The organism is Haladaptatus sp. CMSO5, assembly GCF_036689885.1.
Classification (GTDB): domain Archaea; phylum Halobacteriota; class Halobacteria; order Halobacteriales; family Halococcaceae; genus QDMS2.
On sequence record NZ_JBAHVW010000001.1, the window covers coordinates 1,431,230 to 1,455,763 of the forward strand.

Genomic DNA, 24,534 nt, shown 5'->3' on the forward strand with positions numbered 1-24,534 from the left:
CGCTTTAACTGGCCGGGTGCGAACCACCGGGTATGACCACGCACCGAGAACCGCTCGACTCGGTTCTTGAGACGATTGGCGAAACCCCGCTCGTCCGGGTCACTGCCTCCCCTGACACTGTTCGCGTCTACGCGAAGCTCGAATCGTTCAATCCGGGCGCGAGCGTGAAAGACCGCATTGGCCTGTATATGTTAGAACAGATGCTCGACCGTGGCGAGCTTTCTCCGGGCGGAACGGTCATCGAGCCAACCGCCGGGAACACCGGAATCGGCCTCGCCATCGCGGCGGGCCAACTCGACGTGAACGCGATTTTCGTCGTTCCCGAGCGATTCAGTGTCGAAAAGCAACAGCTTATGGCCGCCCTCGGTGCGGAAATCATCAACACGCCGACCGAGGACGGGATGGGCGGAGCAATCGACCGCGCCCACGAGCTTGCGGAGGAACTCGATAACGCCGTCGTCCCCCAACAGTTCGCAAACCCACTCAATGCGGAGGCACACTACGAACTCACCGCACCGGAGATTTTCGACGCCCTCGATGGCGACGTCGGAGCCATCGTCGCCGGGTGTGGCACCGCGGGGACGCTCATGGGCATCGCCCGCTACGCACTCGAACAGGACGAGGATATTCACATCTGTGCGGTCGAACCCGAAGGCTCGCTCTACTCGACAACGAAGGGGAAATCCGCAGAAGAAGCCGAGTACAAAATCGAAGGGATTGGCACACACAACGTGGCCACCAACGAGTTGTTCGACCCTGATCTCGTGGACAGCGTTGCGCAGGTGAGCGACGAGGCCGCCCATACCGAATTGAAACGGCTTGCCCGCGAGGAAGGCCATCTCGTGGCCTCAAGTTCAGGTGCTGCGAGTGTTGCCGCCCAGCGTCTCGCCGCGAAAATCGAGGCAGGCGAAATTGCCGCCCCACACAACTCGGTCGTCACCATCTTCCCCGATTCGAGCGAGCGCTACCTCTCGAAGGGTATCTACCGCTCGTTCGAGGAGTGGGAAAACTAGGTTACAGCAGCCGGGCGTGTTCGACTTTCAAACACCGATTTTGGACGAATTGCTTGCCCGCGGCTTCTGCCTTTTTCGCCGCGTCGTCGTCGCGGATGCCGAGTTGCGTCCAGATGACTTTCACGTCGTCGCGGGCGATAGCAGCGTCGACGATACCCGCGACTTCTTCGGATGGGCGAAACACGTCCACGATGTCGATGTCCTCTTCGACATCTGCGAGCGAGTCGTAGGGTTCCATCCCGAAAATCTCGTCTGCGTATGGGTTCACGGGGATGATGGTGTAGCCGTGATTTCGCAGATACTTTGGAATGCTGTGAGCGTCTTTCCCGGGGGTCGCAGAGCAGCCAACGACAGCAATCGTTTTGAGTCCAAGAATCTCGCGGAGTTCGGCGTCCGTCTCGACTGGCATAGCCGTACGAACGAGAGCGGCTCGCAAAAGGGTACTGCAGGTGTGTACGCCAGACACAGAAGCGCCTCTACGCTGTTGACGACCTGAGCGTGACCTGTGGCGTCTCTTGGTTGGTTTCGATGACACCGTCGAACAGTTGGGTCAGCATGTTCTTCGTCTGCTGGTCGTGGGCCGTAGACTCCATCACGAAGATTCCGAGGGCGTTTGCGCTCTGTGTTCTCCCGGTGAACACGTGGAGGAAGCGAAACACCGTCTGGATGTTCGAGTAGATGATGAGCGTCGATAGCGAGTGGAGCATCACGCGATTGCGGTGGATGCCCTGATTGCCGTAGAAATGTTCGAGTATCTCTGAGAGTTTAATCCCAATGCCGGTCATGTCGTGGGGCGAGGAGGCAAACTTGCGCGTCGCAGTCTCGGTGGTCGTCCCGATTCCCTGGTGTTTCGTCACGCAATCGACGATGCCCAGTGGCACGTTGTCGAGTGAGTCACCTGTCCGTGTGTACTCTTCTACGATGCGGTCACCGCTGTCTTTTGTCGAGATGACGATACCGCCCTCGCCGTCTTCGAACCCCTGTTTGAGAATATCGAGCGCGAGCTGTCGCTTGCCAGAAAGTGGCGGCCCAGTAATGAGGAGGTTCGACCCGGCCGCTATCGACTGTCCATCGAGTTTCGGCCCGAGATTATACATCTCGGAGTTTCACCCCTGCACGTATGGACATCGATGGACAAGAGTGGTGAACATCCCGTTCACACCTTCGCATCTATTCATGATAATGGGGCACAGCCTCATAAACCCCTATCGTACTCAATTACGCTCAGACGATGACGCCGATGCGCCCCGCGATGAACGCCGCTGCCGCGAGGAACATCCCATATTTGAGATGAGATTGGCTTGCCGTCGGGTCGTGAAAGCTCTCGTACCCCGCATACAACATGAGGAGGTCTGCGGGAACCACGACGAGGAGGTAGGCGAGGCCGAACGTCGCTTGGAGATAGGGAACGGGGCTGGCGAGGACGGCGACTCCGAGCAAGACGACGCCGAGGAGGAGCGCATTTCGCTCACCGATGGCAATCGGCAGCGTGTTGAGCCCCTCTTCGCGGTCGCCCGCGATGTCCTCAACGTCTTTGACGATTTCGCGGGTCAGCGTCGAGATTGCAGCCAGCGCGAATAAGACGACGACGGCCTCGTTCAGGACGTTGACCGCCGCGCCCCCGAAAAGGAAGGTGCTCCCGCCGAGATACGCGACGACCACGTTCCCTGCGCCCGGGAGGCCTTTGAACACCTTGGTGTAAGCGACGAGCGCGACGAGGTTCACGACCGCAATCGCAATCGCGGCAAGTGGTAAGAGCAACGCGAGAACGACCGCGCCCGCAAAAAGCGCGAGGCTGAACACGAGTGCCTCGCGCGGGGTGACGGCTCCACGCGGGATGGCGCGTCCGGGCTGGTTGATGCGGTCGATTTCGCGGTCGAAATAATCGTTGATGGCGTTGCCCGCGCCCGTTGCGAAGATGGTTGCGCCGACCGCCGCGCCCGTTTCGACCGGGAGCGCGAACGCGCCGCCTGCGACAAATGCGCCAATAAACGTCAGCACGCCCGCCGCGACGGCGTTGACTGGGCGGGTTAGCTCCAGCAAGCCGCGGACACGGTCTCCCATCGACATGACAGGAGTTCTTCGCGGGGTGCGGTTAAATGGCGCGAATCTCGCGGGGCGAATCGCGGGGTTTAAAATAGTCCGTCGTCTTAGAATCGGATGAGGGCGCTTAGCTCAGCCTGGACAGAGTGCTTGGCTTCGGACCAAGTTGTCGGGAGTTCAAATCTCTCAGCGCTCGTCATTCTTCGCGACGCTCACCTTCGTAGCGTCGCGTGTAATACGGACCGATGAGGATTGAACGAGGGAGCGAAGCGACTGGCGTTCAAATCTCGGTCCCGGCGTTTTACGTGGAGATACTCGGTTTCGAGGAACGTGAGAAACCCGCGTCACTCCGGAAAAACGGCGGCGTGTGGCTGCAGAACGGGGCAATTGAACTGCATCTTGGCGTCGAAGTGTCGAAGGAGCGTCAATCGAGACAGCACGTCGCACTCGAAGTTGCAGACCTTGCTGCGACACGGGCGGTGCTCGAAGCCCACGACGTGCCTATCAACGAAGAAACGCCGATACCGGGCCGCGAGCGAGTTTTCGTTCGCGACCCGTTCGGGAATCGGCTTGAACTGCTCGAACGGACTGACTAATTGTCGCTTATCTCTCGTTCGATTTCGTTGCCGAAGTTTTCTGCGAGCTCGTCGGCTGTGATTTCGCCGCGTTTGAACAGATCAAGGGCGTCGGGGCCGACAACTTCTGCGAGCGCGCGATATCGGGCGGCGGTGATGCCCGTTTCGAGAAATTCGACGAAGCTTTCGGTTTCTGCTGGATTGAGAACCGTGCGATCGCCAAACGTTTCGTTTGGGTCGTCGCGCGTTTGAATGGAGACGCCAACGACATCGGACAGCTCTACTATCGAGACACGGTACCGTTGCCCCTCGCCAATTGTTCGATTTTCGACCCATTCGTCCATGTGAATTAATTCACACGCGGAGAATTTATAGTTACTATCCCAACCACTCTGTCGGTTGTCACGCCGATACCGGCCGTATAAGTTTAGTCGTCTCGTTACAACCTCAAGTCGATGAAACGTCGCGCCGTATTATCTCGGGCTGGCGGTGTCATTGGAATCGCTGTTGCGGGCAGTGTTCCAGCAACCGGCGCTAGTCGTGGCTCTCCTGTGGCAACCCGCGAAACTTACACACTACTCGACGGAACCAATCATGCGACTGAGGTGGTCGTTATCGACGGCGCACAGTCGGGACCAACGGCGATGGTCACAGGCGGCATCCACGGTGACGAAATCTCCGGGTATCGCGCAGCGGAGACCGTTTCGGGGTGGGACATTGCACAGGGAACGCTCATCGTCATCCCGCGGGCGAACACCGTCGCCATCGAACGCGGCACGCGCGAGGGAACCGGCGGTGACCTGAACCGGTTGTTCCCGCCAGGCAAAACGCCGACCTCAGAGCTCGCACAGGCGCTCTGGGAAGCGATTGAGCGTCACGACCCGGACGTGTATATCGACCTGCACCGGTCGCTTGGCATCTACAACGTCCAGCCCGGCTACGTCGGGCAGGCCATCTTCCCGACGGCGGCGGGTGATGCGCTCGAACACGCACGGGACGTCGCAGCCCTGCTCAACGAAGAAAAAGTGCCGTGGTATATGCCGTTGCACAAGTATCGCGCAGGCGACCCGATGCCGGAGTCGGGCCCGCTCATCGCGAACAAGGTCGGTCAGGACAGGGACACGCCCGCGTACATCGTCGAATCGACGAGTTTCCTGCTCGACCTCGATACGCGCACCGACTGGACGACGCGCGCGGCAGAAGCGTTGCTCGCCCGCCACGGCATCGAGCGGACGGGAGGGAGCTGACATGGAGCTAAAGCGCGTCTTACTAGACCCGATTGCCATCTCCGTGTTCCTCTTGTTGGTCGTCCCGCTCGCCCTCGGGGCGCGCAACACCCAGTGGATGACACCGCTTGCGTTGCCGGGCTATCTCATCCTCACGATTGGCTCTGCGCTTGGCAAGGCCCTGTTTCCGACCTTCGAGTTCTACGTGTTCTGGGTGCCACACGTCATCGTGAGTTACCTGATTGCCGTCGGCGTCGGAGCGACTTACCGCTGGATTGCCGCCGGGTTTGGCGGCTGAGACCTCTTACTCCTCATTTTCACGCGTCTTAGCGGCCGAATAATAAGGTAGGTACTGTGTGTGTTCCCAAACGGGGTGACCTACAATGCCCCAATCAGGAACAAACACCCGGACTCAGTCCGGCCAACAGCGCTCACAACAGCAGAGTGCGAATCAACAGGGCTCACAGCAGGGTCAGCCGACCCAATCGTCCCAGGCGTCGTGGTTTGCAACGACCGCGGTCCGCACTGGTGTCATCGTCATCGGCTTCATCTTGCTGTTGTTCGCCCTGGGGCAGGCCGTTGGTGCGAATCTGCTGGGCATGGTCGCAGACGCGCTCAGCTCACAGACAGGCCAGTGGCTTATCGTGGCGTTCTTCGCCGTGCTCCTCATCGGAGCCGCCCAGCGGGGACTTACCGCGACGCGGTAACTTCCCGCGTTCCTGTCTTTCCATACAGAAACCACCGTGAGAGTGGCACATGATGCGTGGTATCAGTGCACACCAGACGTGGGAATTGGCAGTAGGTTGGGGTTACAAGACTCCTGAAAATTAAGCCAGAACAAACCTCCTGACTGCAGCCGATTCACACATGCTTGACAGCCCCACTCACGGAAAGTTCAATATCGTTTAATCGACAGACGGAAAACGGTTGAAACGGTTCGAAACAGAAAGAAACGGGTCGAAACCACTGACCCCCTTTATTATCTCCCCTCCTCTTGAGCAGATTGTGATGACGGTAAGCACCGACTCCCCAAACGCGAACGTGCAGACTGATGCCCTCGCGGGTATGCCAGAAGACACAGACGACTCCCCGCTGTCGCAAGACCAGATCTTCCATCTCTTGCAAAACGAGCGCCGCCGTGCGGTTCTCCGCTACCTCGCGCAGACGAACGAGGACAGCGTCCGCATGCGCGACGTTGCAGAGCAGGTTGCGGCGTGGGAAAACGACACCACGGTTCAACAGCTGCACTCAGACGAGCGCCAGCGTGTCTACATTGCGCTGTACCAGACGCATCTTCCAAAGCTCGACGACGAAGGCGTCATCGAATACAACCAGAGCCGCGGCATCGTCGCCCCCACGGCGAACGCCGCTCAGCTCTACCCGTTCATCGACACGGACTCCCACGACGCCGCCACGTCGAGCCAAGAGGCTGCAGACGGCGCTGACGCCTCCGATGCGCCAGAGGCAGACGCAGATAACGACCTTGCGTGGTCTAACTACTACCTTGGTCTCTCCTCTGCGAGCGCCCTCCTCCTCGGCGCGACCTCCCTCAGCCTCGTCCCGGCCGCGCTCATCTCGAGTTACCTCCTGAGCGTGCTTACGGTCGCCGCCTTCGGTATCACCGCCCTCGGACAACGGTTCCTCTGACCACACAGAACCCTTCAATCGCAAGCTAGCGCGCGACCGTGCGGTCGCAGCGTTACGCTTCCGTCCTCACGCTTTCTGCATCCGTGAGCGATGGTTCGGCAACCTTCACGAGTTGCTTTCCGATGTTGTCGCCCTCGAACAGTCCCAAGAAGGCCGCTGGCGCATTTTCGAATCCCTCCACGATTGATTCTCGGTAGACGAGGTCACCGGAGGCAACCCACGACGCGAGGCGTTCCGTTGCCGTTTCGAACTCGGAGGCGAAATCAGAGACGAGAAAGCCCTCGACCCGCGCTCGACTCACGATAAGCTGGCCGAATTTTCGCGGTCCCTGTGGCGGTTCTGTGGCGTTGTACTGTGAAATCTGCCCGCAGACAGCCACGCGTGCGCCGACGTTGAGCTGTTGCATCACGGCGTCGGTGATGGGGCCACCGACGTTGTCGAAGTACACGTCTACTCCGTCCGGACACGCGTCTGCCAGTGCCGTTGGCATGCTCTCGGTGGTTTTGTAGTTGATCGCCGCGTCGAAGCCGAGTTCCTCGGTGAGCCACGCGACCTTCTCATCGCTCCCTGCGGTCCCGACCACGCGACAGCCCGCGAGTTGCGCCAACTGGCCGACGACCGAACCGACTGCTCCGGCCGCCCCCGAGACGACGACGGTGTCGCCGGGCGTTGGTTCTGCGACTTCGAGGAGGCCGAAGTAAGCGGTTCGCCCCGGCATGCCGAGGACGCCGAGTGCGGTCGAAATGGGTGCATAATCCGGGTCGACGGCGGTGAGTTCGTGGCCCTTCGCGGTCGCATACTCTGCCCAGTCGAGATTCCCGGCGACGATGTCTCCGGTCTCGAATCGCGGGTTGTTCGATTCGACCACTTCGCCAACGATGCCTGCGCTCATCACGTCGCCTACGTCCCACGGTTCTGCGTAGGAGTCTGCGTCGCGCATTCGGCCGCGCATGTACGGATCAACGGAGAGATAACACGTCTTTACGAGCACTTCCTCGTGGCCGGGGTCGGGAATGTCGGCTTCGACGAGGTCGAAGTCTTCCCGCGTCGGCGTGCCGGTCGGTCGCTGTGCGAGACGGAACTGTCTATTGGATTCGGTCATAGCAGGGTTTGTGGCCGCCGGAGGTTTGACGCTTCGGGTGGCGGATGTGGCCACCTCACACGTCAGGTGGCCAATGAGTATATCCGTACGCTCGGAGTTACGGACGGCTATGGGAGTAATTGATTCACTCATCGTGTTCGTCGTCGGCCTGCTCGTCGGTGGCTTTGGGCTGTACGTCGGTGCTCGTGTACTGGCCGACATAGACGACTACGGTCACGCGGTGGTGACGGCGCTCATTGGGGCGGTTGTCTGGGCGATATTGAGCTTCATCCCGCTCATCGGGACGCTGCTCGCGCTCATCGCCTATATTGCGGTGGTCAATTGGCGGTATCCCGGCGGCTGGGGCAGTGCCATCGGCATCGCGCTCGTCGCGTGGGTTACCGCAACGATTGTCCTGTTCCTCCTTGGCGCGCTCAGAATCATCTCGCTCGGCGCGATTGGGATTCCCGGCGTCTGAGCTCAGTCGGAAAACTCCGCGCGTACGAGGTCGAGCGCTTCTTCGACCGCCCCGATTTGAGTGAGATAGCCCGCGCCAATCGACGCCTTGAGCGCGAGCGCCGGCGTTCCAGTGATAATTGTCGGGCCGACCTGTGCGACCGTTTGCTCGCCAACGGTGACAATCCAGCCCGGTGAGTCGAAGCGAAACGCCGTCCGTCGCGGCGTGAACGCGTCCGCAGGGTCGTGGGCTGCGATTTTCTCGATGCTTTGTGCGACCGCACGCGCCTCGCGGATGGCCGCTTGTGCGCTCGCGGGAACGCGCTGGCCGTCTGCGTCGATGACGTCCGCGGCATCACCCACGACGAACGTGCCGTCTACGACCTCCAACGTGTTCCGCACGCGATGGCGCGTGCCGTCGAGGGCAGCGGGGCCAGCGATACCGCCCGTCCAGATGAGTTGGTCGTAGGCCATCGTTCCGTCTTCGAGGTGAACCGCCGTGTCGTCCGCGCGCAGCACCGTGGTTTCCGTCTCGATGGTAACGCCCTCGCTCGTGAGTGCGTCGCGGACGGCCCGCCGGAAGTTTTTCGGAAAGCCCGGCGCGACGCTGTGGGCCTGTTCGAGCAGTCTGACTTTCGGCTCCCAGCCGCGTTCAGTGGCGAGCGCGGCGAGTTCACCGGCGGTTTGGATGCCAGACAGCCCGGCTCCGCAGACGAGGACGTGGCCGTCTTCGGGACCGAGTTCGACGAAGCGGTCGTGAATCGCCGTCGCGTCCGCAACGGTTTTGAGCGGTGTCGCGTGTTCGCTGAGCCCGGGTAAGCCGTAGTAGGCGGTTTCCGCGCCGAGACAGACCGCACAGATGTCGTAAGAGAGCGTCTCACCCGTGTCGAGCGCCACCGTCTTTTCTTCGGGCGAAACGTGTTCGACGCGGGCGCGCAGTATCGTGTGTTCGGGAAACAGGTCGGTAAGCGAAATCGTCAACTCCGCGGCGAGTGCCGGACGACGAATCACGCGGTGGAGTTCGTGTTGGATGAGGTGGCTTCCCGTCTCATCTACGAGCGTGAGTTCTGCGTCTGCGGGGAGCGAGCGGGAGAGTCGGTGGGCGAGGGTCAGGCCAGCGTAGCCAGCGCCGAGGACGAGGACGCGCATACGCCCTCTAGCGCCGCCAGCCTCAAAACGGTCTAGAACAGGGCTTCAGATTCGTCGAGGATGTGGGCGGGGCCGCCGATTTCCCAGACGTGCGTTTCGATGTCGAGGGCGGCAATCGCCTCTTCGACACGGTCTGCGTACTCGGGTTTCGTGTTGACGTAGACGCTCGCGCCGGTGTCGGTCGAAAAGTAGACCGGCACGCCGTCGTCGCGGAGTTCGCGGACGGTTTCGAACACGCGGAGGGTGTCCGGCTTCCAGTAGACCCAGCCTGCGGGCCCGGTCATCGTGGTTGCCGTGAGCGAGAGCGAGTCGTGTTCTGCGAGTTCGAACACACGGTCGAAGTCGGCCTCGCGCAGGCCGTCGCGCATCTCGGCGATTTGGCCGTGGATGTGGGCCATCCGCGCGTCGAACATGTGGCTGTCTGCGGCTTCCTTGTGGGCTTCTTCGGTTTCCTTGTACGCCGGGACGAGTGCGGCGATGATGGCCACGTCGTCTTCTAAGTCGGAGTCGATGCGCTCTGAGCGACAGTCCTCGTCGTTGAGACCGGTTCGGAGGTGGGAGAAGCCGCCGGTGACGGCGCGGGCAGCAGAGGAAGAGCCGCGGCGGGCAACTGCCGAGATTTCGGGCAGCGTCATGTCCAGGCCTGCGGCCTCACACGCGGCGAGCGCGGCGGCGGCGAATCCGGAAGAGGAGGAGCCAAACCCGACGTTGCTCGGGAAGTTGTTCTCGCTCTCGAAGCGGACGCGCGTGTCGATGTCTGCGAGCGAGCGGACGTGGTCTACGACGTGCTTGATGCGTTCTGCGCCGCGCCCGGCGATCTCCTCGCCGTCCACGCGGTAGATATCTTCCGCCAACTCTTCGTCGAACTCGACGGTCGTCTTCGAGTGGCTCGGGGCGGTACAGAGGCTGATACTGTCGTGATACGGCAGTCTGAGTTCCTCGTTTCGCATCCCGTGATACTTGACGAGTCCCTGAATGGGGTGGGCTTTCGCCGTCGCTTTCATACTTCGTGAGGTGAGAGAAGCGCGCTTAATTCCTCCGCTCTGTCGTCTCGGTGGGTCGTGAGACACAACTGTTTTCAGGCCGTTCACAAGACTGAGACCAATGGGCGCGGGTGAGGAGCCGGGGGTCGAGATAGACGAGATTTCGCCGATGGCGTGGCGACTTTTGCGGACGGCAGCGGGCTACGAACAGCGCGAAGTCGAGCGGAAAATCGACGGGTTGCTCCAGGCGCACATCTCGATGCTCGAAGGCGGCAGTCGTGGGCTGTCACATTCACGGCGCACGGCGCTGTTCTCGCTGTACGCAGAACAGTTGCGTTCGCCGCAGATTCATGCCATCGTGGCTCACTTCTAATTATTTTCCCACTGATACGTGATCATCATATCTTTTCTAACAGTTACTTTTATCATTTTTTACAAACCACGTAAGACAATCGTTAAATATCATCATTTGGAATGAGCCGGTGTATCAATGATACAGGCGGGTGACGGCACGTCTCGTAGACGGGTCATGTTGTTCGGTATCGCTGTCCTCGGAACGGCGCTCATCGCCCTTGCGCCGAATCCTGACGGACTCACCATTCGCGGTCAGTACGCGATTGCGACCATGTTCTTCGCCGGGTCGCTCTGGATTACGGGGGCATTGCCGCTCCCGGTCACGGCACTCTCGATACCCGTGTTACTCACGGCGTTCGGCGTCTACGACGACATCGACCCCGCGTTGGCTGGCTTCGCAGACCACCTCATCTTCTTATTCATCGCCGGGTTCATGCTGGCGAATGCGCTGCAGAAGTACAACATCGATCGACGGATTGCCCTCTGGCTCATGGCGAAGATGGGCTCTTCTGCCCGGCTGTTGATTCTCGCCATCATGCTCGCCACGGCGTTCCTCTCGATGTGGGTGTCGAACACCGCGACCACGGCGATGATGACACCAATCGCCCTCGGGGTGCTCGGGCAAGTCATCGGTCGCGACGAGATTCAAGAGGACACGGACGACGCCGCAGCGTTCTCGAACATGCAGATTTCGACGCTGCTCGGGACGGCGTACGCCGCGAGCGTCGGCGGTGTCGGCACGCTCATCGGCACGCCACCAAACGCCATCGTGGCGAGTCAACTCAAAGAACTCCTCGGCTACGAAATCACCTTCTTCGACTGGCTCGTCATCGGCATTCCAGTCGTCTTCGTGACCCTGCCGCTCGTCTGGTACATCCTCACCTTCCGGCTCTACCCGCCGGAAGTGAAAGACGTGAGCGGCGCACGCCGCAAGGCAGAACAGTACCTCGAAGAGGAGGGCAGTCTCTCCACTCGCGGCCGCCGCGTCGCGTGGATTTTCGGTGCGACGGCGTTCCTCTGGGTGCTCGGCGGCCTCGACATCCTCTTTGAGGGGATTCTGCCACCTACCGTGTTCACCACGCTGTTCGGCGGTGAGGGCCTGACCATCTTCGGCGTCGAAGGCCACCAAGGACTGCTCTATTATGTGATGGTCGGTCTCTACGCCATCCCGGCGCTCGTCCTCGCGGACACGGTCGAATGGGACGACATCGTTGACATCGACTGGGGAACCATCCTTCTGTTCGGTGGCGGCATCTCGCTCGCTGGCGCGTTCGCTGATACCGGCGCGACTGAATGGCTCGTTTCGAGCATCTTCGATGGTCTCGTTGGAACGAACATCCTGTTCGTCGTCGGCGCAATCGTCCTGTTGGTCATCTTCCTCACCGAGATGACGAGCAACACCGCGACCTCTGCGATTATCGTCCCCATCCTCATCGCACTCGGTGGCGTGTTCGCTGGCACGCTCGGCGTCGCAGAACCCGAAGCCGCCATCTTCCTCGCGGTGAGCGGCGCGATTGCGGCCTCCTTCGCGTTTGCCTTGCCCGTGGCGACGCCGCCAAACGCCATCGTGTTCGGGTCGGGGCACATGAAACAAAAACACATGATGAAAGCCGGAATCGTCCTCAACGTCGTGATGACGGCGGTGCTCACGGGCCTCATCATGCTCCTGTTCATGTTCGTCTGGCCCGCACTGCTCTGGTAAACCGAACCACTCAATTGGGCGACGGCGTTTTTTCCGGGTATGGGAACGCCGCTTTCGTCGCGCGAGGAACAAGCCGAAGAGGTCTTAGACCGCCTCTACGAGGAGTTTCCCGACACGACGATTTCACTTCGTTACGCGAACCGTCTCGAACTCTTGATTGCCGTGATGCTCTCTGCGCAGTGTACCGACAAGCGCGTGAACAAGGTCACGAAGGAGCTGTTCGCAAAGTACGATTCGGCCGAAGACTACGCGAACGCAGCCCAAGAGGAACTGGCCGAGGACATCTCCTCGATTACCTACTACAACAACAAGGCGAAGTACATCCGGAGTGCGTGTGCGGATATCATCGAGAAACACGACGGTGAAGTGCCGGATACGATGTCGGAGTTGACCGACCTCGCGGGTGTCGGCCGCAAGACGGCGAACGTCGTCCTCCAACACGGCCACGACATCGTCGAGGGAATCGTGGTGGACACGCACGTCCAGCGCATCTCTCGGCGGCTTGGGTTGACTGAGGAGAAAAGCCCAAAAAACATCGAACAAGCCCTCATGCCACTCATCCCGCGCGAGGACTGGCAGAACCTCACCCACCTCCTGATTAGTCACGGTCGGGCGACGTGTACCGCCATCAACCCCGATTGCGACGACTGCGTCTTAGAAGACATCTGTCCGTCGTCGAAACTCGACCACGACGTGGACTTGGCGAAAAACGAAGCCTGGTAGGCACCCAAACTGTTTTCTCGATTTGTGACAACTGAAAACCAATTCACTATGCCAGTGACAAATCGGGTGTTGGCCTCACGGTTCATGAACCCACAGCGGCTTGGTTTCATCTGTGTGGTTGGGGTTCTGGCGTTGGTCGTAGACGTCACCGCGTTCGAGATTTTTGGCGTCGAAACGCTTGTTGAGGCCGCAGAACAGTTCGTGATTATTGTTGTCGGTGGCTATCTCGGATTGACCCTCGCCGACGTGTCGTGGGAGCGGAAGTTCGGGACGTGACCCGATTTCCTCAGAAAAACTGGTATTTCGTGAGAAAGCGCGCCATCCCGACGATCCACGCGAAAATCCAGAACAGCACGTAGCCGAACACGCCGATGCGGAGGCGGCGGCGCCAGAAGTCCATCTTCTCAGAGCCGATTTCGGAGAGCAACACGTCCTCGTCGTAGTCGTGGTAGAGGTTGTGTTTCCACTTCGCTTGGAAGATGCGGACGATGCCCGTAAACGCGAACACGAGCATGGCGTAGGCCTGCAATCCGAGGAAGGCGTGGAACGCGGCGAAGCCGTTTAGCTGGTCGGTGAGCCGGGGAACCATCCAGAACACGACGGGGACGGTGTTGAGGGTGAGGCCGACGAAGATGAATTTGAGGTGGTAGGTGAGCACGCCCCACGTCACCTCGTCTGCGTCTATCATTATCCACGCGCCGTAGAGGTAGAACGGAAAACTGAGCGTCACGAGGAGGGCAGCCACGGCCGCAGTCGTGGCGTCCGGCAGGCCGAGCATTATCTGGAGTTGCGACGCGAGGCGCTAAAACATGGCGAAAACAGCGTCAGCGAAGGGGGTTCGGAAAGCGTTTACCAGTCGAACGCTAACGTTCCCGGAAATGGGAGATGCTCGTTCCACGGGCCCAGACGAACTCGACGAGCAAGCAGACGGCTCGTCGGGCGAGGAGTCACCCTCTGTAGAGGAACTCAGAAAGCGCGTCGAAGAGAAGTACGACTTCGACAACTTCGGCCCGGCGGACATGGCGAAGATGACGCCCGAAGAGTGGGATGTCGCGTTCGACCCCGACTCGTGGATTACGGGCGACGAGCTGTTAGCCCGCGTCGAGGCAGACCTGCGCTGGCAGGTCGCCACCCGTGAAGTGTTCGCCCGCGTCGAACGAGTCGAAGAAAACGGCGAGGAATGCCTGCTTGCCTACTCAGACGAGGGGTACGCCGTCATCTACGCGGACGGGAGCGTCGAAGGCAGCGGGACGATTCTCCGCGACGTAAAGCCCACGGTCGCCCTCTGTTCGATGGACGACTACGAGCCACACGACGCTCCCGCGGGGAGAGTGCTGCCGCGCCCCGACGACGTGCGCGAAGGGACGGGCAAACTCGGCAACACCGTCTTGCTCACCGTTGGCTCGCTCAACGTGTTCGCGGGACTCATCCTCCTGTTTGGGCCGTTCATCTACGACCCACTCTTGCCGACGCTCTGTACGCCTGCGGCGAGCGGGGGCGGATTCGTCTGTGGTACTCCGCTCGGTGAGGTGACGCTGTTCCCGGTCGGCAGAGCGGTTTTGCTCACGATTATCGTCGGGCTTGGCTTCCTCGCCTTCGGACTGTTTCTCTCGGTCATCGTCGCAAACGCTCGGCTTTCAGACCGGTTTCGCGCAGAGGAGTACCGCGACCGACTGCGGGCGCTCGACCTCGAATCGGGCTCCTACCCGGCGGCACTCCCCGAAGAATGGCGCGACCGCCTCGATGCGGCCCGCAGAGCCCGCCAGCTAGACACCCCAACCGAGCGCGATGAGACTGGTAAATCGTCCCCACAGGAATAGCGCCCGAGTGGTGACTTGAGGCGAGAATTTTGCCTGCCAGCCGGTTCCTCGTGACAGCCGACAGTACACGCGCCCACGCCCGTATTCGGTGGGTTTATACAAACCGGGTACTGACTTCCCAACTGTACATGAAGCGACGGGACTTTCTACTGACCGCCAGCGGTGTTGCAGGCGGTACCGCCGTCGTCGGCGCTGCCCCCGCTGTGGCCCAGGAGGAGCCTACAGCCTCCAACAATAGTTCCTCTGGCGAGGGCACGACGACGCCAGGGGCGGGTAACAACAGCACGGATGGCAGTGGCGGCGGTGGCGGCGGTGGCGGCTCGAAAACCGTGGCCGTCGGGCCCGGCGGTGACCTCATCTTCACCCCCGGTACCGAAGAACCGCTCTACGCATCGCCCGGGACGACCGTGACGTTCAACTGGGAATCTGATAACCACAACATCGTGGTCGACAGCCAGCCAGACGGCGCGGGCTGGGAAGGCCATCAACCACTCGAAAACACGGGGTTCACCTACGAACACACGTTCGATACGACTGGCACGTACGAATACCACTGCCAGCCCCACCAGTCGTCGGGGATGGTCGGTGAAATCATCATCAACGAGTCCGGTGCGCCGCCACAGAGCGCGGAAGTTGAGATTGACGCAGAGGAGATGGGTGTGCCGATTCAGGCGCACTTCGTGGGCATCGCGACGATTCTCATGCTCGTCGTTTCGCTCATCTACACGTTCTTCCTGCTCAAATACGGCGAGTCACCCCACGCAAAAGGAGGGAACAACTAATGAGTTCTTCAGACAGCAGTTACGGTGACATTCACCGCTACGAACCAGCCCGCGAGAGTACGGCCGCGGCAATCGCGATTGTCCTGCTCACGGTCATCGAGATCGCGTTCGTTGGCCTGTTCGTGTTTGGGCTGCTCACGGGCTGGTCGAACGGCGACCAGACCGGGCTTGGGAGCATGTTCCTCGGTGGCGTGTTGTCGGTCATTTTCATCGACCTCGCGTTCATCCTCATGCTCTACCGCAAGGAGTTCCTCCCAGACGTCATGATCGTCAAAAAGCGTCGGCGAAAGTGGGAAGACCTCTACATCAAAGAAGAGGATATGTATGGCTCCGGTGCGTCCAGCGAGGGACCGTGGGAGAGCATCAAACGCGCAGTCTATCCCTACTATAAGAGATAATTATGCCATTAGACGACGACAAATATCCAACTGAATCAGGCCGCCGGCGCTTCGTAAAGGGCGTCGTCGGGAGTGCGACGCTCGCCAGTGTCGGCACTGGCGGGGTCGCGGCACTCAATTCGGCCACCTCGCCGAGTGGTGCCGGTGGTGGTATCACACAGTATCTTGGCATCGAAAACACCGGAGGGCCCGCGCCACGCGGCATGCCACAGATCCCTCTCGAACTCGACTCGGAAGGGTTTATCAAGGGTGTCTGGCCAGAACCGGAGACGCAAACGGTTCAGGGACAAGAGATTACGGTCGCAGAGATGGAACTCGGCGGCGAGACGTACTCCACTGAGTGGTTCCAGTACTGCGGTGCACAGACGCTGCCGGGCATCCAGCCCGACGCAGACCAAGACAACTTCTTCCGGTCTTCCGGTGACCCACCGTACAGCTGGCAGGCGGACACGTACTCAGCCGGCGACAAACTCCACATTGACGATTTCGCTGACTACGAAAGCTGGGGTAACGGTATCGGTCAAAGCGGCCTCGGGAAGCCCGCGATGGGGACGTGGCGCTCGGTCGACGTGACGCCACAGGAACAGATTCCGGTGCAGGTCGTCCGCAGCTCGAAAATCCTCGAACGTGCAGAGAGCGGCGAAGACGAGTTCGCAGAGTGGATTCGAGCGAGCACCGTAGACGGCTGCATTGGCTGGCTCAACAAGTGTACACACTTCTGCTGTGTGCCCGGATTCAAATCCATCTCTGGCAGTGATAAGTTCAACGCGGAGAACGACGTGTACTGCCCATGCCACCAGTCGGTGTACGATCCATTCAGCACGATCAAGAAATCGTTCGTGGCACTGCCACGCCCGGAGGGTGAATAATGAGCCTCGAACGGAAAGACGAGATGGACCACGGCGCGTGGATGAAAGAGAAGAATCTGACGGCGGTCGAACAGACGTACCTGACGGTGCTGATCTGGCTCGACCAGCGGCTCCGCCTCGTTGACTACCTCGAACTCCTTGAGAATCTCTACTACAAAGTCAACCTGCAGATGCCAAAGAGCCACACCGAACAGTACAACTTGGACAACAAGTTCTGGTACTGGTATCCACTCTACGCCCTCGGCAGTTTCTCGACGTTGGCGTACGTGGCCGCCGCAATCAGTGGCGCACTTCTTGGGTTTTACTACGCCCCGGCGACGACGGGCGACCCGTCTACGGCGTACAACTCCATCGTGTTCATCATGCAGGACCTGAACTTCGGGTTCATGCTCCGGTCGATCCACCGGTGGTCGGCACAGATCATGGTGGCCGCCGTATTCTTGCACATGCTTCGTGTGTACTTCACGGGCGCGTACAAGGAGCCGCGCGAACTCAACTGGATCATCGGCATCATCCTCATCAGCCTCACGCTGGTGTTCGGGTACACGGGGTACCTGCTGCCGTGGGACCAGCTTGCGTTCTGGGCCGGGCAGATCGGCGTCGAAATGGCGTTGTCTATCCCAATCGTCGGAGAGTGGGCTGCCCAGCTCCTGTTCGGCGGGTTCACGCTTGGACAAGCAACGCTCCAACGAATGTACATCCTGCACGTCTTCCTGTTGCCGTTCGTGGTGACGGCGGTCATCGCACTCCACATCGGCATCGTCTGGATGCAGGGCATCGCAGAACCACACTAGAGAATCATGAGCGAAAACAACGACACAGAAGTCAGAACCGACGGCACTGGCATCGTCCCGCCGGACGATGAGACGCCCACATGGCTGGAGCGCAAACAGCGCACCGAAGGGCTCTCCCGGCTGACCTACGAGTACTTCGAGCGCTCACGGCGCGAAGACCAGGACCTGCGGATGTCCTCTAGCTACGTCGAACGCGACGTACTCGGATTCCCTGCGTGGCCCCACGAGATGATTCGGAACCTCTCGCTCGTCGCATTCTTCACCGGAATGTTGCTGTTCCTGTCTGCGACGCTGCCACCGCACATCGGCCCGCCAGCAAATCCGAGTACGACTCCGGCGATCATCCTGCCTGACTGGTATCTGTACTGGTCGTTCGGCCTGCTGAAGATGGGGCCGCTCAACCCCGACCTCGCCATCATCGGCGGACAGAAACTGATGGCGGACGCGACGTACGGCGTGATTGCGAACCTCATCGTCGTGGGCGCGATTGCGGTCGTCCCCTTCCTGAACAAAGGGAGCGCGCGCAGACCGGTCGAGGAACCGTTCTGGGCGTCCGTTGGTGTGTTTGGCGTCGTGTTCGCCCTCACCATCAGCGCACTCGCAGTCAAGAACCTCGTCCCGATGAACGCAGACCTGCTGTTCGACCTGACGTTCCTCGTGCCGTTCGTCTGTGGCTTCATCAGCTACGCGGTGTTGAAGGCGATGCGCGAAGGCTACATGTTCGAACTCAACCGCCGGTACTACCGCCTGCGGCCACCGCAGTAACCGGATTTCCACCACTTTTCGTCAATGGCACCAACCGATGAGCGCTCGCCGGACGCAACCCCGTCTGAGCGTGGCGCTCGTGATGTCGAAGTCCCGATTCGTCTGTACAAAACCATCACCGTGTTCTCGACGCTGTTCGCCGTGGTCGCCGTCGTTGGCGGGTTTCTCGTCATCGACGCCGCCACCCAACAGTCGTCGCTCGCTGCGGATGAGGTGAACCTCCCCATTGCCTTGGTTGGCATTGGCCTGATTGCACTCGGTGCCATCGTGTACGCCTTCTCGACGCGCTTTCGCGCTCAGGGAATGGGAAAGTCTAAAGACGACGCCGACGAACCTCAGGATAATGGCTGACGAATTCGCAAAAGGGCTTGGTATCTTCACGGGTGCTGGCCTGCTCTGGATGGTTCTCGCAGGGTGGTACAACACGCCCAGCTTCGAGGGTGAGCAACTTATCGGCGCAACACCCGAAGGGCTTGACCTGTACGGGACGATGGCGGTTTACCTCCGCGACGCACTGTTCTGGTTCGCCATCCTCGGCGCGCTCACGTTCTGGGTCATCATCCCCGCCGTGAACCAGCTGCGCGCGGCCCGTGCAGAGCGCGCGAAATCCGAGTAATCGACTGCGATCTTTCTTCGTTTTCTCCGCCCACAGAGCCCGGCGCTTTTCCACGCAATAAATTTTCGATAGCGGCCCGTAGTAGCCGTATGGCATCGTCACAGCAGAGGCGGCGGTGGACGCATGTACAGCCATCCATACGGTGGCAAAACGTCCCGATTCCAGAGCCGCACGTGACTGCACTCGTTCTCAGTGTATTTCTCCACGCGTTCCGTCCCATTCGACTCGTTCGGCAACCCTATCGCGTCCGTCAGTTTGGCTGGGTGCTTATCGCCCTCAGCGTGTCCGGTGTTGTGGCTGCCGTTCGTGCAGCCGGTACTGAGACCATCGAGAATCCCAAGTCGCTTCGAACTGCGTTTCCCTATAGCCACAGCCGCAATCCGATGTACGTGGCGTGGACGGGACTGTACGTTGGCAGTGGACTACTCTGGAATAATGTGTGGCCGTTCGTGTTCCTCCCGGCTGTCGCAGGCTGGACGCACCTCGTAGTGCGACGTGAGGAAGCGACACTGGCGCGGACGTTCGACGCGGAGTATCACGAGTACCGCGCGACAGTTAGGCGATATCTGTGAGCGCCTGACTGCGGGCGCTCGGGCGTGGTAGTGCAGAGAAGAAACGGAGCGTGACTACCCGACGATGGCGGTCCAGACCGGTTCGACGATGAAGAACAGCGTCTGGAAGGCAACGTAGAGCAGCGCCAGCACGGAGGCGGCGATTGCGCCTTTCGGTGTGTCGAGTGGCACGTCGCGCCGGGCTTCGACGAGGCGGGCCTCGAATTCGAAGAAGTCGGTGATGACCATCCCAAGGATGAGGATGCCCGAGACGAGCCCCGCATAGGAGTCCCAGGTGAGGTAGTAGAGGGTTGCGAGGACGAGCAGCGCCGTCGTCACGTTGTGGAGCATCGAGCGGCTTATCGCGTCTGCGCCCCCGTCGTTGTTCTGGTTCACATGAGACCGGTGGGCGACGATTCGCGTCACCATGTTGGCCACCAGGAGTCCGAGAACGATGAACTCGATGTAGGGGCCGACGATGGTGTCAAGCGGGCCGAACATCGCAAGCGTTTGCATAGGCGTTTCTCAGTCCGTAACCCATTAGAACTTTTCCAATCTACCGGGCGCCCGACCCCGGGAGGACGGGGGTGGTTTCGGCAACCACCGCAATCGAAACTGTCTCTGTAACCGAAATATCGACGGACGAGCCAGCTGGAACGATGAGCTCGCGGCGTGTATCGGCCAATAACTCGACTTCCGCCTCGTCGCGCACCACCGCAATCGAGAGGTCGGCCATCGGGAGCACCCAGTGGCTCCGGTCGATGGCGAACGGCGAGATAGGGACGATACTTGCCAACTCACCCGGTGCGACGACCGACCCGCCCGCCGCGCGCGCGTAGCCGTGACTGCCCGCGGGGGTTGCGACGACGACGCCATCGGCGCGGAACTCTGCGACGCGCTCGCCCGCAGACGAGATGGCGTACTCCGAGATGCGCGCCGGTTCGGTAGTGACGAGCATCACGTCGCGCAGTGCGCGGACGGTTCGTTCATCCACGGTCGCAGAAAGGAGGGGGACGGTTTCGGTGTCGTAGTCGCCGGCAACGAGCGCGGTCACGGCGTCGAGTGCATCGTCCGCTGTCACTGACGGGATGCCAGCCGCTGCGTCGATTGGGAGAACTGGCACAGAAACGCCGTCGGGAACGAGTGCCAAAAGCGCCTCCTCGCCCACCGTGACGAGCGCGTCGACATCGTCGGTCTCAGCGGGAGCCGTGACAGCCTCGCCGCCTGCGTCGGTGATGGCGTCGATGATGGCGGTGGCCGGTGAGGGGGCGAACACGCCAATTTTCACATCGACACCTCCCGGCAGGTGAGCCTGCGACCAGTCATTAGCCTGAATCACGTACCGGGCTGCCAAAAGACTGCGGGATTCGACAACAGGCGTGCGGTATCAGTACGGCCAGTCGCCCGTGAGTTTGAGCGCTGTATCGAGATTTTCGGCTTCGAGTGCGTTTGCTATCTCCTCTGGTTGCTTGTGGGCCACCTCGAATTCGTCGCTGGCGAGGTGGACGGCGAGTTCCGTGAGGAGAATCGCACTCTCACGGAAGTTGCGCACTTCGAGTTTGTCGAGAGTGTCCGCGCGGGTGTGACCCCAGCCGCGGCCCGATTCGCCGGTCTCTGCGGTGACGTGGTAGCCGGGGACGCCCCACTGGACGAACTCCCAGTGGTCTGAGTGCGGGCCAAGGCGCGGGGTCGCCGTCATCGGGTGGTCGAACTGCTTTGCAATCGTGTTGACGGCGGCTTTGAGTTCGTCGAAGCCGTGGGTGTAGAACTTGAGGTCGCGCCCCTGGACGACGCCGTCGTTGTTCAGAATGGCTTTGATGGCGTCGTGGTCCATCGTTTTGGCGGCGTGACTCGCGCCGACGAGACCGACTTCTTCTGCGCCGAAGATGAGGAAGTGGACGCGCGTGTCGAGTTCGTCCTCACGGGTTTTGAGTGCGCGCGCGAGTTCGACGGCCATCGCCGTGCCCGCGCCGTTGTCCATCGCGCCCTCGCAGATGTCGTGGGCGTCCACGTGACTCGTGATGAGGACAGCTTCGTCGGTGTCCGGCCCGAGGTCTGCGTGGATGTTCTGGCTCGTCGCGTCGTGGATGTTGGCTTCGACGGAGACGGTCACGTCGTCGCCCTCGTACCGGCGGGAGAGCCGTGCGCCGACCTCTTTCGAGACGCCGACGGCGGGAATCTCACCAATTGGGGCGTCGTCCATTCCGACGCTGCCCGTGGGTGCGAGCCCGCCTTCGACGTGGTTGCGGAAGATGAAGGCCACTGCGCCGCCTTCGACGGCGTGGTAGTACTTTTCGCGGCGGTGGGGGAAGCGCTCGTACCAGTTTGGGACGTTGGTCGAGACCATGACGACGTTCCCCTCGACGTCCGCGTCCTCGAAGTCCTCAGGGAGGCCGTAGCCGAGGTCAACGAGTTCTGCGGTTTCCTCGCCGCTTGGACTGCGCGGCAGGGCGATACACCGCTCTTCGTCGTCGCCTGCGTGGATGGCGCTCGTCCCGCGCGTCCAGCCCTGAATCGGGAACTCGTCTAAGTGGGCGTTGCGCGCGCCGACCGCTTCCAAGGCGTCGCGCGTGGCTTCTGCGGCGTCGCGCTCGCCTGCGTTTCCGGCTTGTCGGTCACCGATGTCTACGAGCGTCTCCAGATGCTCCCACCCAACGGTACTGGTGAAGGTCTGGCCAATCCAGTCGGTCATATTCGAACCTCACTGCACAGGGCAAAATACTGTCCGGTGTCCGGATTGTGGATAGAACTTTATTCCGCGACTCTAACCTACCACAGTATGCGGGATGTACTCGAGGAGTGGCGGCCGATTATCGACGAGGAGATTGCCCGACACCTCCCCCGCGATGTAGACGACTCCTACCTTGCGGAGTTTTTCGGTGAACCAACGTACAAGTACGACGCCGTCGCCCTCCACAAGGCGCTTTCGACGCCGCTCTGGGAGTTGCTCGACCGCGGCGGCAAACGCTGGCGGGCGGTCATCTTTGTCTTGCTCACGCAGGCGTTTGGCGAAGACCCGGAATCCTATCTCCCTTATGCGGTGATTCCAGAAATCCTCCACAACGGCACCATCATCGTAGACGACGTTGAAGACGGGGCGACCCTCCGCCGTGGCGGCCCGGCGCTCCACCACGTTTACGGCGAAGACGTTGCCCTGAACGCGGGCAACGCGATGTACTTCCTACCGCTGAAAATCTTGACGCACAACCCCGGCAACCTCGATGCCGAAGCACGGCTTGCGGCCTACGAGATGCTCATGTACGAACTGAATCGGACGCATCTCGGCCAGGGCATGGACATCCTCTGGCACAACGAAAAAGAGATTCGCGTTGGGGAACCCGAATACCTCGAAATGTGTGCGTGTAAAACCGGCTGCCTCGGGCGAATCGTCGCTCGCCTCGCGGCTATCGTGACCGGCCAATCGGCCGAGGTCGAACGCCACGTCGCACGCTACGCCGAACTCATGAGCATCTCCTTCCAGATTGGCGACGACATCCTCGACGTCGAGACCGCCCTCCAAGACGGCGGCGCGTTCGGCAAGGAGTTCGGCAACGACATCCGCGAAGGCAAAAAGACGCTGATGGTCATTCACGCCGCAGAGACCGCGCCTCCTGAAACCGTCGCGCGCTTAGAGAAGATTCTCTGGGCTGAGGAAAACACGGACGACGAAATCGAAGAAGTCCTCGACATCTTCGTCGAAACCGGGAGCGTCGAATACGCCCGCGAGCAAGCACTCGCGCTCTCTGCGGCGGCGCGCGAGGAACTCACGAACGTCGAGTTGGAGCCAGCGGCCGCAGAGAAACTCGCTGCGTTCACGCGCTTCGTCGTCGAGCGAAACGTGTAGCGCTTATGCCCGACCGGTGCTGACCAAGAGCCATGACCGACCAGCCGGATTTTGGGTTCGACTACCCATTGTTGAAAGAACTCACCGAAGCCCACGGTGTGCCGGGCTACGAAGACCGCATCCGCGAGCTCGTCCGCCGCGAATTTGACGGCCACGTCGACCACGTTCAGTCTGACGCGATGGGCAACGTCGTCGGAACCATCGACGGCGCATCGGATTACGAAGTCGTCATCGCCGCGCACATGGACGAGATTGGGTTCATCGTCCGCCACGTCACCGACGACGGCTTTCTCCAACTGGACGCACTCGGCGGCTGGGACCCGGCCGTGCTCAAAGCCCAGCGCGTGGTCGTCCACACCGACGACGGCGACCTGACCGGCGTCATCGGCTCTGTGCCGCCCCACACGCTCACCGAGGAACAGAAAAAGAAAGAGCCGAAGGTCGAAGACGTGTTCGTCGACCTCGGACTTCCCGGCGAGGAGGCAAACGAGCGCGTCACCGTTGGCGACCTCGTCTCGATGGAGCAGACGACGACCGTCGTCGGGAACACCGTCACGGGCAAGTCCCTAGACGACCGCGTCTGTCTGTTTGCGATGCTCGAAGCCGCAAAGCGCATCGAGAACCCCGCGGTGACCATCCACTTTGCTGCGACCGTCCAAGAGGAAGTTGGCTTGCGCGGGGCGGAGGCGCTCGGCGTGGACTTAGACCCCGACCTCGCGCTCGCGCTCGACGTGACCGTGGCGAACGACGTGCCCGGGTTCAAGCCCGGCGACTACGTCACGACGCTTGGTGAGGGCGCGGGAATCAAGCTCAAAGACGGGAGCGTCATCACGAATCCGAAGGTGAACAAGCGCCTGCGCGCGGTCGCAGCGGAGCACGACATCCCCAGCCAACCAGAAATCCTGCCCGCGGGCGGGACGGACACCGGCGGGTTACAGAACTCCTCGGGCGCAAAGCCCGTCGGCGCGATTTCGGTGCCGACGCGCTATCTCCACACCGTCGCAGAGAGCGCCCACTACGTCGACATCGAGGCAACCATCGACCTCCTCACTACATTCCTCACGACGGAAACTGGCCAGCACGACTACTCGTTGTAAGCTGACGTTCCGCCCGCCAAGCCGATTCTTTATAAAGGGGCGCGAA

The 24,534-nt window shown here is 60.9% G+C and carries 33 protein-coding genes and 1 tRNA gene; 23 read left to right on the forward strand and 11 right to left on the reverse strand.

Annotated elements, in window-relative coordinates; all coding sequences use genetic code 11:
• Positions 1 to 32 precede the first annotated feature (32 nt).
• Positions 33 to 1,013: a PLP-dependent cysteine synthase family protein gene (locus V5N12_RS07610; protein ID WP_332898556.1), complete on the forward strand. Its 981-nt coding sequence runs from the start codon at positions 33 to 35 to the stop codon at positions 1,011 to 1,013.
• A 1-nt stretch (position 1,014) separates the two neighbouring features.
• Here V5N12_RS07610 and V5N12_RS07615 read toward each other — a convergent pair whose 3' ends face one another.
• The 3 genes from V5N12_RS07615 to V5N12_RS07625 all read right to left on the reverse strand — a co-directional run bounded on the left by V5N12_RS07615 (position 1,015) and on the right by V5N12_RS07625 (position 3,083).
• A complete protein-coding gene (locus V5N12_RS07615; protein ID WP_332898557.1) occupies positions 1,015 to 1,422 on the reverse strand; it encodes a CoA-binding protein in 408 nt (135 codons plus the stop codon).
• A gap of 67 nt (positions 1,423 to 1,489) precedes the next feature.
• Positions 1,490 to 2,110 carry an RAD55 family ATPase gene (locus tag V5N12_RS07620; protein ID WP_332898558.1) on the reverse strand — a complete coding sequence of 207 codons (621 nt, stop codon included), beginning with the start codon at positions 2,108 to 2,110 and terminating at the stop codon, positions 1,490 to 1,492.
• A gap of 127 nt (positions 2,111 to 2,237) precedes the next feature.
• Complete coding sequence (locus V5N12_RS07625) at positions 2,238 to 3,083, reverse strand: geranylgeranylglycerol-phosphate geranylgeranyltransferase (protein WP_332898559.1); 846 nt, start codon at positions 3,081 to 3,083, stop codon at positions 2,238 to 2,240.
• Between the two features lie 94 nt (positions 3,084 to 3,177).
• Here V5N12_RS07625 and V5N12_RS07630 point away from each other — a divergent pair.
• Positions 3,178 to 3,252 (forward strand) — tRNA-Arg (locus tag V5N12_RS07630).
• A gap of 49 nt (positions 3,253 to 3,301) precedes the next feature.
• Positions 3,302 to 3,652, forward strand: a complete 351-nt coding sequence (locus tag V5N12_RS07635) for a VOC family protein (RefSeq protein WP_332898560.1) — start codon at positions 3,302 to 3,304, stop codon at positions 3,650 to 3,652.
• On the opposite strand, the gene V5N12_RS07640 is transcribed toward V5N12_RS07635, so the two are convergent.
• Positions 3,649 to 3,975 carry a hypothetical protein gene (locus tag V5N12_RS07640; RefSeq protein WP_332898561.1) on the reverse strand — a complete coding sequence of 109 codons (327 nt, stop codon included), beginning with the start codon at positions 3,973 to 3,975 and terminating at the stop codon, positions 3,649 to 3,651. The genes V5N12_RS07635 and V5N12_RS07640 overlap by 4 nt on opposite strands.
• A gap of 207 nt (positions 3,976 to 4,182) precedes the next feature.
• Here V5N12_RS07640 and V5N12_RS07645 point away from each other — a divergent pair, with 207 nt between their 5' ends.
• The 4 genes from V5N12_RS07645 to V5N12_RS07660 all read left to right on the forward strand — a co-directional run bounded on the left by V5N12_RS07645 (position 4,183) and on the right by V5N12_RS07660 (position 6,504).
• Positions 4,183 to 4,878, forward strand: a complete 696-nt coding sequence (locus V5N12_RS07645) for a succinylglutamate desuccinylase/aspartoacylase domain-containing protein (RefSeq protein WP_332898562.1) — start codon at positions 4,183 to 4,185, stop codon at positions 4,876 to 4,878.
• A 1-nt stretch (position 4,879) separates the two neighbouring features.
• A complete protein-coding gene (locus V5N12_RS07650) occupies positions 4,880 to 5,155 on the forward strand; it encodes a hypothetical protein (protein WP_332898563.1) in 276 nt (91 codons plus the stop codon).
• 85 nt (positions 5,156 to 5,240) lie between these two features.
• Positions 5,241 to 5,564: a hypothetical protein gene (locus tag V5N12_RS07655; RefSeq protein ID WP_332898564.1), complete on the forward strand. Its 324-nt coding sequence runs from the start codon at positions 5,241 to 5,243 to the stop codon at positions 5,562 to 5,564.
• Positions 5,565 to 5,922: 358 nt separating this feature from the next.
• Positions 5,923 to 6,504 (forward strand): DUF7344 domain-containing protein, encoded by a 582-nt coding sequence (locus tag V5N12_RS07660; RefSeq protein WP_332898565.1) that lies wholly within the window; start codon positions 5,923 to 5,925, stop codon positions 6,502 to 6,504.
• Positions 6,505 to 6,556: 52 nt separating this feature from the next.
• On the opposite strand, the gene V5N12_RS07665 is transcribed toward V5N12_RS07660, so the two are convergent.
• Positions 6,557 to 7,606 carry an NADP-dependent oxidoreductase gene (locus V5N12_RS07665; RefSeq protein WP_332898566.1) on the reverse strand — a complete coding sequence of 350 codons (1,050 nt, stop codon included), beginning with the start codon at positions 7,604 to 7,606 and terminating at the stop codon, positions 6,557 to 6,559.
• A 109-nt stretch (positions 7,607 to 7,715) separates the two neighbouring features.
• On the opposite strand from V5N12_RS07665, the gene V5N12_RS07670 reads away from it, so the two are divergent.
• Positions 7,716 to 8,063: a hypothetical protein gene (locus V5N12_RS07670; RefSeq protein WP_332898567.1), complete on the forward strand. Its 348-nt coding sequence runs from the start codon at positions 7,716 to 7,718 to the stop codon at positions 8,061 to 8,063.
• 2 nt (positions 8,064 to 8,065) lie between these two features.
• Here V5N12_RS07670 and V5N12_RS07675 read toward each other — a convergent pair whose 3' ends face one another.
• Together V5N12_RS07675 and mvaD are read right to left on the reverse strand one after the other, a co-directional pair.
• A complete protein-coding gene (locus V5N12_RS07675; RefSeq protein ID WP_332898568.1) occupies positions 8,066 to 9,190 on the reverse strand; it encodes an NAD(P)/FAD-dependent oxidoreductase in 1,125 nt (374 codons plus the stop codon).
• Between the two features lie 32 nt (positions 9,191 to 9,222).
• Positions 9,223 to 10,194, reverse strand: coding sequence for a phosphomevalonate decarboxylase MvaD (gene mvaD / locus V5N12_RS07680; RefSeq protein WP_332898569.1), 972 nt, complete (start codon positions 10,192 to 10,194; stop codon positions 9,223 to 9,225).
• Positions 10,195 to 10,294: 100 nt separating this feature from the next.
• Between mvaD and V5N12_RS07685 the strand changes: the two genes are divergently transcribed.
• From V5N12_RS07685 to V5N12_RS07700, 4 genes are all read left to right on the forward strand, one after another.
• Positions 10,295 to 10,546, forward strand: coding sequence for a hypothetical protein (locus V5N12_RS07685; protein WP_332898570.1), 252 nt, complete (start codon positions 10,295 to 10,297; stop codon positions 10,544 to 10,546).
• A gap of 156 nt (positions 10,547 to 10,702) precedes the next feature.
• On the forward strand, positions 10,703 to 12,229 hold the full coding sequence (locus tag V5N12_RS07690) for an SLC13 family permease (RefSeq protein ID WP_442904963.1): 1,527 nt from the start codon (positions 10,703 to 10,705) through the stop codon (positions 12,227 to 12,229).
• Positions 12,230 to 12,268: 39 nt separating this feature from the next.
• Positions 12,269 to 12,952 (forward strand): endonuclease III, encoded by a 684-nt coding sequence (gene nth, locus V5N12_RS07695; protein WP_332898572.1) that lies wholly within the window; start codon positions 12,269 to 12,271, stop codon positions 12,950 to 12,952.
• A 48-nt stretch (positions 12,953 to 13,000) separates the two neighbouring features.
• Positions 13,001 to 13,228, forward strand: coding sequence for a hypothetical protein (locus V5N12_RS07700; RefSeq protein WP_332898573.1), 228 nt, complete (start codon positions 13,001 to 13,003; stop codon positions 13,226 to 13,228).
• A gap of 10 nt (positions 13,229 to 13,238) precedes the next feature.
• Here V5N12_RS07700 and V5N12_RS07705 read toward each other — a convergent pair whose 3' ends face one another.
• The gene (locus V5N12_RS07705; protein WP_332898574.1) at positions 13,239 to 13,730 is read right to left on the reverse strand and encodes a DUF7321 family protein; all 492 of its coding nucleotides are present in this window, start codon (positions 13,728 to 13,730) and stop codon (positions 13,239 to 13,241) included.
• A 100-nt stretch (positions 13,731 to 13,830) separates the two neighbouring features.
• Between V5N12_RS07705 and V5N12_RS07710 the strand changes: the two genes are divergently transcribed.
• From V5N12_RS07710 to V5N12_RS07750, 9 genes are all read left to right on the forward strand, one after another.
• Positions 13,831 to 14,772, forward strand: coding sequence for a DUF7319 domain-containing protein (locus V5N12_RS07710; RefSeq protein WP_332898575.1), 942 nt, complete (start codon positions 13,831 to 13,833; stop codon positions 14,770 to 14,772).
• Between the two features lie 128 nt (positions 14,773 to 14,900).
• On the forward strand, positions 14,901 to 15,554 hold the full coding sequence (locus V5N12_RS07715) for a plastocyanin/azurin family copper-binding protein (RefSeq protein ID WP_332898576.1): 654 nt from the start codon (positions 14,901 to 14,903) through the stop codon (positions 15,552 to 15,554).
• A complete protein-coding gene (locus V5N12_RS07720) occupies positions 15,554 to 15,952 on the forward strand; it encodes a DUF7318 family protein (protein ID WP_332898577.1) in 399 nt (132 codons plus the stop codon). The genes V5N12_RS07715 and V5N12_RS07720 overlap by 1 nt, the downstream gene beginning before the upstream one ends.
• A 2-nt stretch (positions 15,953 to 15,954) precedes the next feature.
• Positions 15,955 to 16,821 (forward strand): ubiquinol-cytochrome c reductase iron-sulfur subunit, encoded by an 867-nt coding sequence (locus tag V5N12_RS07725; RefSeq protein ID WP_332898578.1) that lies wholly within the window; start codon positions 15,955 to 15,957, stop codon positions 16,819 to 16,821.
• Positions 16,821 to 17,615, forward strand: coding sequence for a cytochrome b (locus V5N12_RS07730; protein WP_332898579.1), 795 nt, complete (start codon positions 16,821 to 16,823; stop codon positions 17,613 to 17,615). Before V5N12_RS07725 ends, V5N12_RS07730 begins: the two co-directional genes overlap by 1 nt.
• Positions 17,616 to 17,621: 6 nt before the next feature.
• On the forward strand, positions 17,622 to 18,380 hold the full coding sequence (locus V5N12_RS07735) for a cytochrome bc complex cytochrome b subunit (RefSeq protein WP_332898580.1): 759 nt from the start codon (positions 17,622 to 17,624) through the stop codon (positions 18,378 to 18,380).
• 24 nt (positions 18,381 to 18,404) lie between these two features.
• Positions 18,405 to 18,731 (forward strand): DUF7315 family membrane protein, encoded by a 327-nt coding sequence (locus tag V5N12_RS07740; RefSeq protein WP_332898581.1) that lies wholly within the window; start codon positions 18,405 to 18,407, stop codon positions 18,729 to 18,731.
• The gene (locus V5N12_RS07745) at positions 18,724 to 18,996 is read left to right on the forward strand and encodes a DUF7314 family protein (protein ID WP_332898582.1); all 273 of its coding nucleotides are present in this window, start codon (positions 18,724 to 18,726) and stop codon (positions 18,994 to 18,996) included. Before V5N12_RS07740 ends, V5N12_RS07745 begins: the two co-directional genes overlap by 8 nt.
• An 89-nt stretch (positions 18,997 to 19,085) precedes the next feature.
• A complete protein-coding gene (locus tag V5N12_RS07750; protein ID WP_332898583.1) occupies positions 19,086 to 19,568 on the forward strand; it encodes a methyltransferase family protein in 483 nt (160 codons plus the stop codon).
• Positions 19,569 to 19,622: 54 nt separating this feature from the next.
• Here the strand turns inward: V5N12_RS07750 and V5N12_RS07755 are convergent, their stop codons facing one another.
• From V5N12_RS07755 to V5N12_RS07765, 3 genes are all read right to left on the reverse strand, one after another.
• Positions 19,623 to 20,063 carry a DUF7313 family protein gene (locus V5N12_RS07755; protein WP_332898584.1) on the reverse strand — a complete coding sequence of 147 codons (441 nt, stop codon included), beginning with the start codon at positions 20,061 to 20,063 and terminating at the stop codon, positions 19,623 to 19,625.
• A 40-nt stretch (positions 20,064 to 20,103) separates the two neighbouring features.
• Entirely contained in the window at positions 20,104 to 20,835 is a 732-nt protein-coding gene (locus V5N12_RS07760; protein ID WP_332898585.1) for an ATP-NAD kinase, read from the reverse strand.
• A gap of 99 nt (positions 20,836 to 20,934) precedes the next feature.
• Positions 20,935 to 22,239: a M28 family peptidase gene (locus V5N12_RS07765; protein ID WP_332898586.1), complete on the reverse strand. Its 1,305-nt coding sequence runs from the start codon at positions 22,237 to 22,239 to the stop codon at positions 20,935 to 20,937.
• Between the two features lie 87 nt (positions 22,240 to 22,326).
• Between V5N12_RS07765 and V5N12_RS07770 the strand changes: the two genes are divergently transcribed.
• Both V5N12_RS07770 and V5N12_RS07775 read left to right on the forward strand, forming a co-directional pair.
• The gene (locus V5N12_RS07770; protein ID WP_332898587.1) at positions 22,327 to 23,391 is read left to right on the forward strand and encodes a polyprenyl synthetase family protein; all 1,065 of its coding nucleotides are present in this window, start codon (positions 22,327 to 22,329) and stop codon (positions 23,389 to 23,391) included.
• Between the two features lie 32 nt (positions 23,392 to 23,423).
• Positions 23,424 to 24,488 carry a M42 family metallopeptidase gene (locus V5N12_RS07775; RefSeq protein ID WP_332898588.1) on the forward strand — a complete coding sequence of 355 codons (1,065 nt, stop codon included), beginning with the start codon at positions 23,424 to 23,426 and terminating at the stop codon, positions 24,486 to 24,488.
• The last annotated feature ends 46 nt before the right edge of the window (positions 24,489 to 24,534 follow it).